This is a genomic window from Dickeya poaceiphila, assembly GCF_007858975.2.
In the GTDB taxonomy this organism is placed as follows: domain Bacteria; phylum Pseudomonadota; class Gammaproteobacteria; order Enterobacterales; family Enterobacteriaceae; genus Dickeya; species Dickeya poaceiphila.
Genome location: NZ_CP042220.2, coordinates 1,927,380 through 1,940,996 on the forward strand (window position 1 = coordinate 1,927,380; position 13,617 = coordinate 1,940,996).

Here is a 13,617-nt window from a genome sequence, read left to right on the forward strand (position 1 = left end):
GTCAGATGCGTTGTTTATCCAGCGTGCGTAAGCAGCTAAGAATCACGCTAAATGCCTGTACCATTTCGCTTTCATCCACACTGGCGTAACCGAGCAACAGCCCACGTTGAGGCGCGGGTCGCAGGTAGTAGCTGGACAACGGTTTAACCATCACGCCGTGTTGCAGAATACGGGCGCTCAGCACCACATCGTCGATATGGTCAGGCAAGCGCAAGATCAGGTGCAGGCCGGCATTGCTGTTGTAGCCGAGATAGTCATCCCCCAAATGCTGCACAATCAATTCGCTCAACAGCGCACGACGGCGGGCGTAGAGCAGGCGCATACGCCGGATGTGGGCGGCGTAGTGGCCTTCGCGGATGAACTGGCTTAGCGTCAGTTGCGTCAGCAGGTGACCGCCTCGGTACAGCTCGGCGTGCGCTGTTTTCAGTTCACGTGCCAGATGCGGCGGCAGCACCATGTAACTGACGCGCAGTCCCGGATAGAGGGTTTTGCTGAATGTACCGATGTAAATCACCGGTGGTTGTGTTTGTAGCCCTTGTAATGCCGGAATCGGGCTGCCGGAAAAGCGGAACTCGCTGTCGTAATCGTCTTCGATAACCCAACTGCCGTGTTCCTGTGCCAGCGTCAGCAGGCGCTGGCGGCGTGCCAGACTCATGACGGCACCCAGCGGATACTGGTGCGATGGGGTAACGCAAATCAGCCGCGGTACCGAGTGGGACGAGACATCGTCCGGCGGCACCATCCCTTGTTCATCCACCGCAATCGGAGAGATACGCAGGCCATTGATGGTCAGTACGTTGCGCATTCCCCAATAGCACGGGTCTTCAATCCATGCCAGATCGCCGGGGTTACACAACATTTTGGCCAGCAAATCCATCGCCTGGTGGGTACCTTCGGTAATCAATATTTGCTCTGGCGTACAGGTGACCGAGCGCGCCACCCGGAGGTAGTCCACCAGTGACTGTTGTAGCTCCGGGCAACCCCCGATGGGCGAGTAGGAGTGCTGTTCCGGCTTCAGGCGGCGAGACAGGCGGGTTTGCAGCCGTCGCCACAGATCGTGCGGAAAGCTGGCGATATCCGGAATACCAGGCATAAACGCACCCCACTGACGTGCCGACGCGCCCGCGTAGCCCAGCAGGTGCATACCGCGTCGGGAAATTTCCTGCATGGCCGGACGCAATGGCGACAGAGTGTCGTCGCGTACATCTGGCGGGTGAGCGTCGGGTAACTGTTCGATGACGTAACTGCCGCTGCCGCTGCGGGTTTCGATATAACCTTCCGCCAGTAACTGTTCGAAGGCGGCGAGCACCGTATTGCGCGACAACGACAACTGTTGCGCCAGGTCGCGGGACGAGGGCAGCCGTCGGCCCGGCGCAATATCTCCACGCAGAATGGCCTGCCGGATCGTATCGTACAGCCGCTTGTTGAGGGTGCCTTCCTGCTGGCGCTCCAGCCCTTGCAGCAGCAAATCAGTCAGTAGTGAACGCAAAGTGGATCCTTCAAATATTAAAAACTGGCTCTGGATTATAGGGCCATGCAGGGGATAAATAACAACATCATAACGTTAATCGTCAACCCTTATTTGGGTGGTGTGTTCATCGAATCGGAGCGGAAAATGAGTAACAGCGAATTGAATCAACGTCGTTTGGCCGCCACGCCGCGTGGCGTGGGTGTGATGTGTGATTTCTTTGCCGACAAGGCTGAGAACGCCACCCTGTGGGATGTTGAAGGGCGCGAGTACATCGATTTTGCGGCTGGGATTGCGGTGCTGAACACCGGTCACCGTCACCCTAAACTGGTGGCGGCGGTGCGCGAACAATTGGAGAAATTCACCCATACGGCTTATCAAATCGTGCCGTACGGCAGCTATGTGACGCTGGCCGAACGCCTGAACGCGCTGGCGCCGATTGACGGCCCGGCTAAAACCGCTTTCTTCACGACAGGTGCTGAAGCGGTTGAAAATGCAGTGAAAATTGCCCGTGCCTATACTAAGCGCCCTGGTGTGATTGCCTTTGGTGCGGCGTTCCATGGCCGCACGCTGCTGACTCTGACGTTGACCGGTAAAGTGGCGCCGTATTCCACCGGATTCGGCCCGTTCCCTGGGTCCATTTTCCATGCGCTGTACCCGAACGCCCAGCACGGCGTGACGGTAGAACAGGCGCTGGAGAGTATTGATCGCCTGCTGCACACCGATATCGCTGCCGATCAGGTCGCGGCCATTTTGCTCGAACCAGTCCAGGGCGAAGGCGGCTTCAATGTCGCGCCGCCGGAATTTATCAGCGGTGTGCGCCAGTTGTGTGACAAATACGGCATGTTGCTGATCGCAGACGAAGTGCAGAGCGGTTTTGCCCGTACCGGCAAGGTCTTTGCCATGGAGTATTACGACGATAAAGCGGACCTGATCACCATGGCGAAAAGTCTGGGCGGCGGTTTCCCCATTTCCGGCGTGGTAGGGCGAGCCGAGGTGATGGACGCACCGGGTCCTGGCGGGCTGGGCGGAACCTATGCCGGTAACCCGCTGGCGGTGGCTTCGGCACTGGCGGTGCTGGATGTGATTGAAGAAGAACAACTGTGCCAGCGTGCCCAGCGTCTGGGCGCTACACTGGTAGAAGCGCTGGAAAAGGCGAAAACCGGCAATCCAGCAATCGCGGATATTCGTGCCCGTGGCTCCATGGTGGCGGTGGAATTCAATGACCCGCAAACCGGCAAACCGAGCGTGGAGATCACCAAAAAATACCAGCAGGCGGCACTGGAGCAAGGGCTGCTGTTGCTGACCTGTGGTACGCACGGCAACGTGATTCGTTTCCTGTATCCGCTGACCATTCCGGATGCCCAGTTCAGCAAGGCACTGTCGATTCTGTCCCAGGTTCTGGCAAAGTGAGACGTGAGCGAAAAGGTAACTATGCAACTAAAAAATAACGCGTTATTTCGTCAGCAATGTCTGATTGGCGACGAGTGGCAAGACAGCCATAACGGCGCTCGTCTGAGCGTGAACAACCCGGCCACGGGAGTTGAGCTAGGCAGCATTCCGCTGGTGACGGCGCAGCAAACCCAGCAGGCGATTGCCCACGCAGAGCAGGCGCTGATCGCATGGCGGCAGCGTACCGGTAAAGAGCGTGCGGCACTGATGCAGGTATGGGCGCAACTGATTCGTGCGCATCAGGATGATATCGCGGCGATTCTGACCGCCGAGCAGGGGAAACCGCTGGCGGAAGCCAAGGGTGAAATCGCTTATGCCACCTCGTTTATTGACTGGTTTGCCGAAGAAGCCAAGCGGGTTGAGGGCAGTGTGTTGCAGTCGCCGCAGGCAAATCAGCGTTTGCTGGTGATTAAGCAAGGCATTGGCGTGTGTGCGGCGATCACGCCCTGGAACTTCCCGGCGGCGATGATCACCCGCAAAGCCGCACCGGCGCTGGCGGCGGGCTGCACCATGATCGTCAAACCGGCGGAGCAGACGCCGTTCACCGCGCTGGCGTTGGCGGAACTGGCACTACAGGCCGGTATTCCTGCCGGTGTGTTGCAGATGGTGACCGGCGAAGCTGCCTCGGTGGGTAAAGTGCTGTGCGACAGCCCGGTGGTGCGTAAGCTGAGTTTTACCGGCTCTACTGAGGTTGGACGCATTCTGATGGCGCAAAGCGCGCCGACGGTAAAAAAACTGTCGCTGGAACTGGGCGGCAACGCACCGTTCATTGTGTTTGACGATGCAGATCTGGAGCAGGCGATAAAAGGCATTCTGGCGTCCAAGTTCCGCAACAGCGGTCAGACTTGCGTCTGTGCCAACCGCATTTATGTTCAGCGCGGCATCTATCCGGCGCTGGCGGCACGGCTGGTGGAAGAAGTAGAAAAGTTGAACGTGGGCGAGGGGACTCAGCCCGGTGTGACGCAAGGCCCATTGATTGACGAAGATGCGGTTGGCAAGGTGCAGCAGCATATTGACGATGCGCTGTCAAAAGGGGCGGAATTGCTGACTGGCGGCGCACGTCACGCGCTTGGCGGCACCTTCTTCACCCCAACGGTGATAGGCGGTGTGACGCCTGACATGCGTTTCGCCCGTGAGGAGACGTTTGGCCCGGTGGCGCCGCTGTTCCCGTTCGACGATGAGGCGCAGGCGGTGGCGATGGCCAATGATACCGAATTCGGCCTGGCTGCGTATGTCTATACCCGCGACGCCATTCGCCAGTGGCGGGTACCGGAAGCGCTGGAGTACGGCATGGTGGGGATCAACACTGGGCTAATTTCCAACGAAGTGGCTCCCTTTGGCGGGGTGAAACAGTCAGGTCTGGGGCGCGAAGGCTCTCGCTTTGGCATCGAGGAATACCTGGAGATGAAATATCTCTGCGTTGATCTCTCTCCTTCAGCCTGATGGCGAATGAGCCGGGATGTTCATCCCGATAACCTCATGCTTCAACGTGGTGCATCCTTATTGTGGATTGCACCACAATAAAGCAAATTCGATACGAGCGGCTACGCTCTACTCACAGGTCATTACGTTAAAAATAGTATAAGCACTGTGCATATTGCACGGTGTGGTTTCTCCGCGGCGCCATCCAGTAGTTTTCGACCCGGACAATAGAAACTGGCATGAAAACTGCTTTATAAATTGATGCCTATGCATCAAAAAAATTTAATGGTTTTGCCCTCGCGGGCATACGTTGACTACTCTCTTCAGGAGCCAGACCATGTTGAAAAAATTTGCATTATCCGCTTTGCTCGTTGCCATGGCCTCCCAGAGTTGGGCTGAAAACCTGACTGTGATTTCTTTTGGCGGTACCAATAAGGACGCGCAGGACAAAGCGTTTTACAAGCCGTTTCAGGCGTCGGGCAAGGGGGTGATCGAAGCGGGCGAATACAATGGTGAAATGGCTCGAATCCGCGCTATGGTGCAGACCGGTCAGGTCGGCTGGGATGTGGTGGAAGTGGAAGGTCCGGAATTACTGCGCGGCTGCAACGAAGGATTGTTTGAAACGCTGGATTGGAAAAAGCTGGGTAATCAGGCTGATTTTGTAAAAGGTTCGGTTTCTGAATGCGGCGCCGGGATCTTTGTCTGGTCCACCGTGCTGGCCTATAACGCTAACAAACTGCAACAGGCGCCAAAAAGCTGGGCTGACTTCTGGGACGTCAAAAATTACCCCGGCAAACGTGCGTTACGCAAGAGCGCCAAGTTCACGCTGGAAATCGCCTTGCTGGCGGATGGCGTGAAACGTGAAGACGTCTATAAGGTGCTGGCGACACCCGCCGGTGTTGATCGTGCGTTCAAGAAACTCGATCAGATCAAATCCAACATTCAGTGGTGGGAATCTGGCGCGCAGCCGTTGCAGTGGCTGGTAGCGGGCGATGTGGTGATGACTTCCGCCTACAATGGCCGTGTGGCAGTCGCTCAGAAAGAGAAACCGGGTATCAATATCGTCTGGAAAGACGGGCTGTACGATCTCGATAGCTGGGCGATTGTGAAAGGTTCTAAACACAAAGCTGTAGCCGAACAGTTTATCGCGTTTGCCAACCAGCCAGAAAATCAGAAAGTATTCGCCGAAAATATTGCCTATGGCCCGACCAACAGCAAAACCACCGCGTTGTTGAGTCCGGCGGTCAGCAATAACCTGCCGACCGCACCGGATAACCTGGCACAATCGGTGCAAGTGGATACCGAATTCTGGATTGATCACGGCGAAGAGCTGGAACAGCGCTTCAACGCCTGGGCTGCCCAGAAGTAATGCTGAATCGGTATTGATCACAAGGAGAGAACGCTGATGTCCCAGAGCGAAATGTTGAAGGCAGCACCGCCAACCGGCGATGAAGGTAACCGTACCAATCTGAAACAGCAATTACGCCAGGCACAGGCACGCTACCAGAAACGCTCGCTGCTGCTGATAGCACCGCTGTTCCTGTTTATTCTGGTCAGTTTCCTGTTCCCGATACTGTCGATTCTGGGTAAAAGCGTGTCCAACCCGGACCTGCGCGTCAGTATGCCGTCTACTATCGAGGCTATGCGGCAATGGTCCGGCAACGATGTTCCGGATGAAGCCGTTTTCCGGGCGCTGGTGAGTGATCTGCGCAATGCCCGGAACACCGGGCAGGTTGCTACCATCACGAAACGGCTGGGTTATGAAGACAACCAGTATCGTACGTTAATCACCCGCACATTACGGAAATTGCCGTCAGATGAGGCAGCGGGGTTGCGTGAGCAACTGATTGCCGATCAACCGATGTGGGGTGAACTGACCACCTGGAAAACCATTGACCGCGCATCCCGGCCATTTACCAGCTACTACCTGTTAGCGGTATTTGACCATAAGGTGGATTCACAGACCGGCAAAGTGGTTACGCAACCCGCTGATCAGGCGTTGTATGTGGATGTACTGCTGCGTACGTTGCTGATGGCGGGCATAGTCACGTTGTTGTGCGTGGCGCTGGGCTACCCGCTGGCGTACTGGCTGGCGAAGCAGCCGGATAATCGCGCCAACCTGCTGATGATTCTGGTGTTGCTGCCATTCTGGACCTCACTGATTGTGCGTACTGCCAGTTGGATTGTGCTGCTGCAATCCGGCGGGTTGATTAACCGTTCGTTGATAGGGCTTGGCATCATTGATGAGCCGCTGGAGCTGGTGTTCAACCGTGTTGGTGTCTACATCTCCATGACTCATATTTTGTTGCCGTTCTTCGTGTTGCCGCTGTATGCGGTGATGAAAGGCATCTCACCCAACTATGTGCGGGCGGCGATTTCACTGGGTGCGCATCCGTTTTTGGCATTCTGGCGGGTATATGTACCGCAAACCTACGCCGGGGTGACTGCCGGCGCATTGCTGGTGTTCATGATGGCGATTGGCTACTACATTACGCCGGCGCTGCTGGGTGGGCCAGGTGACCAGATGCTCAGTTATTTTGTGGCGTTTTTCACCAATACCACCATGAACTGGGGGATGGCGGCAGCGCTGGGGACACAGCTGTTGGTGATCGTCGTGTTGTTGTATGTGGTGTATATCCGCGTCACCCGCACCGACGCCGATGCAGCGGCGCGTTAACCGAAGGAGCAAGCGATGAAACCGATGAAGGAAATGAGACAGCAGGGGTCGCAGTTGCTGCGGGTGTGGAATGGCTTCTTCAATTTTTATGGTGCGGCAATGCTGCTGTTTCTGGTGGTGCCGGTGTTGGTGATCGTGCCGTTATCGTTCAATGCCGGGTCGTTCCTCAGCTACCCGCTGGCCGGGTTTTCCCTGCGCTGGTATCGGGAATTTTTTCACTCCAGTGAATGGCTAAGTTCGCTTGGCAACAGCCTGCTGATTGCGCCGCTGGCGACGGTATTAGCGACGGTACTGGGGGTGCTGGCGTCGGTTGGGCTGGTACGCGGAGAGTTCCGCGGTAAATCGTTGGTGATGGCGGTGCTGATTTCGCCAATGATTGCCCCGGTGGTGATTGTGGCGGTCGGGATGTTCTTCTTTTTCGCCAGACTGTCATTACTGAATAGCTACATCGGACTGGTGCTGGCCCATGCCGTGCTGGGCGTGCCGTTTGTGGTGATTACCGTGACTGCGGTGCTGAAGAATTACGATCAAAACCTGACTCGCGCTGCGGCCAGTTTAGGGGCGCCGCCGCTGCTGGCATTTCGGCGGGTGACGCTGCCGTTGATCGCGCCCGGTGTATTTTCCGGCGCGTTGTTTGCGTTTGCCACGTCGTTTGATGAAGTCATTGTCACGCTGTTTCTCGCCAGTCCGCGCCAGCGCACGCTGCCGTTGCAGATGTTTGCCGGAATTCGTGAAAACCTCGACCCGACCATCGCCGCTGCTGCGACCATGATGGTGGCCGCTGCGTTATTGTTGCTGGTAGTGATGGAGATCCTGCGCCGTCGCGCGGAGAAACTGCGCGGCGGACATTGATCTCGATACCCATTGCTGGTTGCTAAGCGCCCTTGTCGGAATCGGCAAGGGCGTTTTTGTACTTGCATTGCCTTTCTTAGAACCTATCCCACCAGGCGTAATTGGCACAGTCAGTTTGGACACGGACAGCGCGGAGACAACATACAACGCATGTTGAACGGACAAGTTATTGTCCGCCCCAGTGGGCGAGCGCAGCGAGTAAACCGGAACATACACGTAGTACGTGAGGATTTCGAGCACTGCCCAGGTCCCAAATGGCAAGTGAAATAACCCTATTGGGATAGGTTCTTATTCGGCGACCATGCATTGCCGCCAATATCTGTTTTTCCGCATTGCTTATCCAAAATTAAACGTTTGTTTCAAACAAGCGTTGGGTTAGTTTTTCCGCAGATTTGAATACCCATCGTATGCCGGAGCCTGCCCCGTCACCATGCACTTGCGGCACGGATAATGACCGGACATCACCTATTTCACCCAGGGATAACAACATGAAAAATAAATCGATTTTTGCGGCCTTGCTGGTGGCTGCATCGCTGTTTGGCGCGATGAGCCAGGCCGCGGAGACGACGCCCAAACGCGGCGGTACGCTGAATTTTCTGGTCGAGCCGGAACCGCCGGTGCTGACGTCGCTGGTTAACAGCGGCGGGTCGGTGATCAAGGTCAACGCCAAGGTGATCGAAGGGTTGCTGAACTACGACTTCGACATGAAGCCGATCCCACAACTGGCGACCAGTTGGTCGGTGAGTCCAGACGGCAAACAGTACACTTTCCATTTGCGTCAAGGCGTGAAATGGCACGACGGCAAGGATTTCACCTCCGCCGACGTGGCGTTCTCCATCCTGACGGTCAAGAAATACAATTCCCGCGGGCAGGGCACCTTTGCCAATGTCACTGAAGTGAAAACGCCGGATCCGTATACCGCCATTGTGGAGCTGTCGCAGCCCGCGCCCTATCTGATCAGCGCGTTTTCCGCCAACGAAGCGCCGATTGTCCCCAAACACCTGTATGACGGCACCGATATTCGTACTAACCCCTACAACACAGCGCCGGTAGGCACCGGGCCGTTCATCTTCAAGGAGTGGGTGCGCGGTAGCCACATTGTGTACGAGCGCAATCCCAACTATTGGGATCAGCCGAAACCGTACGTGGATCGTCTGGTGGTGAAATTCATCCCTGACGCTGCCACCCGCCTGATCGCCTTTGAAACCGGTGGGCTGGATCTGGGCAGTGAGTCGCCGGTGCCGCTCAATGAGCTGGAACGCGTCAAGAAAAACCCCAAGCTGGCGATTGAAACCGGTGGTTACGGCTACGGCCCGACTCAGACCCGCATTGAGTTCAATCTGGACAATCAGTACCTGAAAAACCTGAAGGTACGACAGGCTATCGCCCACAGTATCAACCGCGACGTGCTGCGCAACGTGGTGTGGTACGGCTATGCCGTCAATTCGCCGACGCCGATTACCCCAGAGCTGGCGCAGTTCCACGACAGCGCGCCGTCGCCATATCCGTTCGATCTGAAGAAAGCCGAACAACTGTTGGATGAGGCCGGGTTTCCGCGTCAGGCCGACGGCATTCGTTTCCGTCTGGTACATGACTACATGCCGTACGGTGATGGCTTCAAGCGCGTGGCGGAATACCTGAAATCCGCGCTGGCTAAGGTGGGGATCGAGGTCACCATCCGGTCGCAGGATTTCGCTACCTACGTCAAGCGTGTGTATACCGATCGGGATTTCGCGTTCACCAACCACTCCATCTCCAACCTGTTTGACCCGACAGTCGGCGTGCAACGACTGTACTGGTCGCAAGCCTTCAAACCGGGTGTGGCGTTCGGCAACGGTTCACATTACGCCAACCCGGAGGTGGACAGGTTGCTGGAACAGGCGGCAGTAGAAACCGACCCGGTCAAACGCGTAGAGGAATTCCGTGCCTTCCAGCGCATCGTGGCGCAGGAACTGCCGGACATCAACCTGTTGCAGCTTAAACGCCTGACTATCTACAACACACGTGTTCATAACCAACTGACCGATATTCAGGGCACCAACGGCAGCCTGGCGGAAATCTGGCTGGATTAATAACCCGTGAACCGGGAGCGCGTCGGTATCCGACGGCGCGCTCTGTGACGCTGCTTGTGCATAGTTAAAGGTGAGTGATGAGAAATAGTGAACGCATCCGGCAGGTGCTGTGGCGTACGTTGCTTCATGCGGTTCCGGTGGCCATCGGTATCGTGATCGCCGTGTTCTTTTTGCTGCAACTGGTGCCGGGTGATGCGGCGGACGTACTGGCCGCCGAAGCAGGCAGTGCCAGCGCCGAAACTACCGCGCAGATACGCCAGCAGTTCGGGCTTGATCTACCGGTGCTTCATCAACTGTACAACTATCTGTCCAACCTGGCGCACTTCAGTCTGGGGTTTTCGCCGCGCTACAACGCGCCGGTGGCAGAATTGATCTTGTCCCGCCTGCCGCAGACGCTGTTTCTGATGCTGACCTCGCAGCTGGTGGCGATTGTGGTGGGGATTGCTCTGGGCGTCGTGATGGCGGTATGGGCGGGTAAATGGCCGGATCGGCTGCTGTCGCTGCTGGCGTTGTTGCTCTATTCCACGCCGGGGTTTTGGATTGGACTGATGGCGCTGATTCTGTTCTCGGTCCGGCTTGACTGGTTGCCGGGCGGCGGCAACGCCACCATTGGCGCAGATCTGAGCGGCTGGGCTTATCTTCGCGATCTGCTGCTGCACGCGGTGTTGCCGGTCGGTGCCTTGAGCAGTTTCTTTATCGCCATTTACGCCCGGCTGACGCGTGCGGCGATGCTCGAAATCGACCGTCAGGATTTCGTACGCACCGCCCATGCCAAGGGGCTGAGCCCGTGGCGAGTGACGCTACGCCATATTCTGCGTTGCGCGCTGTTGCCGGTGACCACGGTCGCCGGGATGCATATCGGCAATCTGCTGGGCGGCGCGGCGGTGGTGGAAACCGTATTCAGCTGGCCGGGGCTTGGCCGACTGGCTCTGGAGGCGGTGATGGCGCGTGATTTCAACGTGCTGCTGGGGGTGTTGCTGCTGTCAGCGTTTCTGGTGATCGTCACCAATATTCTGGTCGACGTACTGCAAAGCTGGCTGGACCCCCGAATCAAGGCGAACTGATATGAAAAATACCGTTTCTTCCCACACCACCTTTGGTGAACGGGTGCCACCGCGTCGCCGTGTGCGCCTGTCGCCAGAGGTGAGGCTGTTTTTGCGCAATCCTTCCGGCATGGCGGGCGTCGTGCTACTGATACTGGTGGCGGTGATGGCGCTGGCGGCGCCGTGGGTGTACCCCGGCGACCCGCTGGATATGGTGGCGCAGCCGTTTCTGTGGCCGGGGCAGGATCCTGCTTTCCCGTTGGGCACCGATTCGCTGGGGCGTGATGTTGCCGCCGGGGTGGTACATGGGGCGCAGGTGTCATTGCAGATAGGCTTTTCCGCCGTGGCGGTCAGCCTGCTGATCGGCATGACTGTCGGTGCGATTGCTGGCTTCTTTGGCGGCAAGGTTGATCACCTGCTGGTGCATGTCACTGAACTGTTTCAAACCTTTCCCACCTTTCTGCTGGTGGTGGTGCTGGTGGCTATCGGTCAGCCATCGGTGACACTGATTGCCTGCGCTATCGGTGTTGCCTCCTGGCCGACCATCGCCCGGCTGGTGCGGGCGGAATTTCGTACCTGGCGCGAAAGCGATTTCGTACTGGCGGCGCGCAGCCAAGGGTTTTCTAACCTGCGCATCATGGCGCAGGAGATCCTGCCCAACGCGCTGCCGTCGATTATCGTCACCACCTCGGTGATGGTGGCGTCGTCCATTTTGATCGAATCCGCGCTGTCGTTCCTCGGTTTTGGCGATCCGAACCGGGTGAGCTGGGGCAGCATGATCGGCGCTGGCCGTGAGTCGCTGCGCTCGGCGTGGTTTTTGACCGCGATCCCCGGCGGCGCGCTGGTGCTGACCGTGCTGGCGCTCAATCTGGTGGGGGATGCGCTCAACGACGCCTTGAACCCCCGCTCACGGAGGGAACGCGTATGACCCCGCTGTTGGAGATTCAGGCTTTACGGGTGACCTTTCCCGGTCATCAGGCGGTGCGCGGCCTCGATTTGGCGCTTAATCCCGGTGAAACGCTGGCGTTGGTGGGCGAATCCGGCTGCGGCAAATCCGCCACCGCGCTGTCCATCATGCGGCTGGTCAGTGCGCCGGGACAGGTCGCCGGGCGCATTCTGTTCGACGGGCAGGATCTGCTGGCGCTGCCGAACACCGCGATGCGTCAGCTGCGCGGCAACGCGATTTCAATGATTTTTCAGGAGCCGATGACCTCGTTAAACCCGGTGTTGACCATCGGCCAGCAGATCGTCGAAACCCTATTAACGCACCAGTCGTTGACGCCGGCTCAGGCGCGGGCGCGAGCCATCGAGCTGCTGGACCTGGTGAAGATCCCAGAGCCGCCACGGCGTATCGACGATTACCCGCATCAGTTGTCTGGTGGGCAGCGTCAGCGGGTGATGATCGCGATGGCGGTGGCCTGTCAGCCGAAACTGCTGATTGCCGACGAGCCAACCACCGCGCTGGACGTCACCATTCAGGCGCAGATTCTGGCGCTGCTGGATCAACTGCGGCGCGAGTTGTCGATGAGCCTGCTACTGATCACCCATGATCTGGGGGTGGTGGAGCAGTGGGCAGACCGCGTGGCGGTGATGGTCGGCGGGCGCAAGGTGGAAGAGGCGTCAACCGATGTGTTGTTCCAGCAACCGCAGCACCCCTATACCCGTGGGTTGTTGGCGACGTCGCTGCATCTGACCGATGACCTGCACTACCGGCGGCAGCGCCTGCCGGAGATCCGTCATCCTGACAACGGCGACGCCGGGCAGGTGTCGGTAGTCACGCCGCCCCTAGGTAGCGTACCGGTTCCGGACACCACGCGGACGCCGCTGCTGTCGTTGCATCGGGTGCATACCCGCTACGCCACGCCGCAGGGGGTGGTTAATGCGGTAAAGGATATTTCGCTGGACATTTATCCCGGCGAAACGCTGGGGCTGGTGGGGGAATCCGGTTGCGGCAAATCGACGCTGTCGAAGACTATTCTGCGTCTGCTGCCCGTTGCCGAAGGCCGGATGCTGTTTGACGGTCAGGATATTACCCATCTGAACGAGTCGCAGTTGCAGCCACTGCGTCGTCGGGTGCAGATGATTTTTCAGGATCCGTACGCGTCGCTCAATCCGCGTCACGATGTCCAGCGCATTCTGGAACGACCGCTGATTGTGCACGGCGTGACCCAGCGCGCGGAGCGTCAGCGGCTGATCAGCCAGACACTGGAACGGGTTCGCCTGCCGCAGAGCAGCCTCCAGCGTTATCCGCACGAGTTCTCCGGAGGCCAGCGTCAGCGCATCGGCATTGCGCGTGCACTGGTAGTCAACCCGTCGCTGGTGATTTGCGATGAGCCGGTATCGGCGCTGGATGTGTCGATTCAGGCGCAGATCCTTAATTTGCTGGTGGAACTGAAGAGTGAAATGGGGCTATCGCTGCTGTTCATTTCGCATGATTTGTCCGTGGTGCGCTACATCGCCGACCGGGTGATGGTGATGCAGCATGGCGAGTGTGTGGAAAGCGGCGATTGCCAGCAAATCTGGCGGCAACCGCAGCACCCTTATACTCGCCTGCTGCTGGACTCGGTACCGGGCAGGCAGCCGCTCACGGCGCACGCCAGTCGTTTCTCTGTGGTTAACGCATAAGGGGTC

General features: G+C 57.9%; 10 protein-coding genes. 9 read left to right on the forward strand and 1 reads right to left on the reverse strand.

The window, feature by feature from the left end:
• Position 1: 1 nt before the first annotated feature.
• On the reverse strand, positions 2-1,489 hold the full coding sequence (pdxR, locus tag Dpoa569_RS08615; RefSeq protein WP_042870812.1) for a MocR-like pyridoxine biosynthesis transcription factor PdxR: 1,488 nt from the start codon (positions 1,487-1,489) through the stop codon (positions 2-4).
• 126 nt (positions 1,490-1,615) lie between these two features.
• Here pdxR and Dpoa569_RS08620 point away from each other — a divergent pair, with 126 nt between their 5' ends.
• From Dpoa569_RS08620 to Dpoa569_RS08660, 9 genes are all read left to right on the forward strand, one after another.
• Positions 1,616-2,881, forward strand: a complete 1,266-nt coding sequence (locus tag Dpoa569_RS08620) for a 4-aminobutyrate--2-oxoglutarate transaminase (protein ID WP_042873928.1) — start codon at positions 1,616-1,618, stop codon at positions 2,879-2,881.
• Positions 2,882-2,902: 21 nt separating this feature from the next.
• A complete protein-coding gene (locus Dpoa569_RS08625; RefSeq protein ID WP_042870810.1) occupies positions 2,903-4,363 on the forward strand; it encodes an NAD-dependent succinate-semialdehyde dehydrogenase in 1,461 nt (486 codons plus the stop codon).
• A 316-nt stretch (positions 4,364-4,679) separates the two neighbouring features.
• Positions 4,680-5,711, forward strand: a complete 1,032-nt coding sequence (locus Dpoa569_RS08630; protein ID WP_050569449.1) for an ABC transporter substrate-binding protein — start codon at positions 4,680-4,682, stop codon at positions 5,709-5,711.
• Positions 5,712-5,747: 36 nt separating this feature from the next.
• Positions 5,748-7,019: an ABC transporter permease gene (locus Dpoa569_RS08635; RefSeq protein ID WP_042870807.1), complete on the forward strand. Its 1,272-nt coding sequence runs from the start codon at positions 5,748-5,750 to the stop codon at positions 7,017-7,019.
• 33 nt (positions 7,020-7,052) lie between these two features.
• On the forward strand, positions 7,053-7,871 hold the full coding sequence (locus tag Dpoa569_RS08640; RefSeq protein ID WP_042873927.1) for an ABC transporter permease: 819 nt from the start codon (positions 7,053-7,055) through the stop codon (positions 7,869-7,871).
• Positions 7,872-8,359: 488 nt separating this feature from the next.
• Positions 8,360-9,943, forward strand: a complete 1,584-nt coding sequence (locus Dpoa569_RS08645; RefSeq protein WP_042870805.1) for an ABC transporter substrate-binding protein — start codon at positions 8,360-8,362, stop codon at positions 9,941-9,943.
• Between the two features lie 77 nt (positions 9,944-10,020).
• The gene (locus Dpoa569_RS08650; protein WP_042870803.1) at positions 10,021-11,007 is read left to right on the forward strand and encodes an ABC transporter permease; all 987 of its coding nucleotides are present in this window, start codon (positions 10,021-10,023) and stop codon (positions 11,005-11,007) included.
• Between the two features lies 1 nt (position 11,008).
• Entirely contained in the window at positions 11,009-11,914 is a 906-nt protein-coding gene (locus Dpoa569_RS08655) for an ABC transporter permease (protein ID WP_042870802.1), read from the forward strand.
• Entirely contained in the window at positions 11,911-13,611 is a 1,701-nt protein-coding gene (locus Dpoa569_RS08660; RefSeq protein WP_042870800.1) for an ABC transporter ATP-binding protein, read from the forward strand. Before Dpoa569_RS08655 ends, Dpoa569_RS08660 begins: the two co-directional genes overlap by 4 nt.
• Positions 13,612-13,617 lie beyond the last annotated feature (6 nt).

Excerpts from the sequence above, each read along its gene's own strand:
- Dpoa569_RS08635 (WP_042870807.1), top strand. The coding sequence starts at position 5,748 with ATGTCCCAGAGCGAAATGTTGAAGGCAGCACCGCCAACCGGCGATGAA.
- Dpoa569_RS08620 (WP_042873928.1), top strand. The coding sequence starts at position 1,616 with ATGAGTAACAGCGAATTGAATCAACGTCGTTTGGCCGCCACGCCGCGT.
- Dpoa569_RS08655 (WP_042870802.1), top strand. The coding sequence starts at position 11,009 with ATGAAAAATACCGTTTCTTCCCACACCACCTTTGGTGAACGGGTGCCA.
- Dpoa569_RS08625 (WP_042870810.1), top strand. The coding sequence starts at position 2,903 with ATGCAACTAAAAAATAACGCGTTATTTCGTCAGCAATGTCTGATTGGC.
- Dpoa569_RS08640 (WP_042873927.1), top strand. The coding sequence starts at position 7,053 with ATGAGACAGCAGGGGTCGCAGTTGCTGCGGGTGTGGAATGGCTTCTTC.
- Dpoa569_RS08645 (WP_042870805.1), top strand. The coding sequence starts at position 8,360 with ATGAAAAATAAATCGATTTTTGCGGCCTTGCTGGTGGCTGCATCGCTG.
- Dpoa569_RS08630 (WP_050569449.1), top strand. The coding sequence starts at position 4,680 with ATGTTGAAAAAATTTGCATTATCCGCTTTGCTCGTTGCCATGGCCTCC.
- Dpoa569_RS08650 (WP_042870803.1), top strand. The coding sequence starts at position 10,021 with ATGAGAAATAGTGAACGCATCCGGCAGGTGCTGTGGCGTACGTTGCTT.
- Dpoa569_RS08660 (WP_042870800.1), top strand. The coding sequence starts at position 11,911 with ATGACCCCGCTGTTGGAGATTCAGGCTTTACGGGTGACCTTTCCCGGT.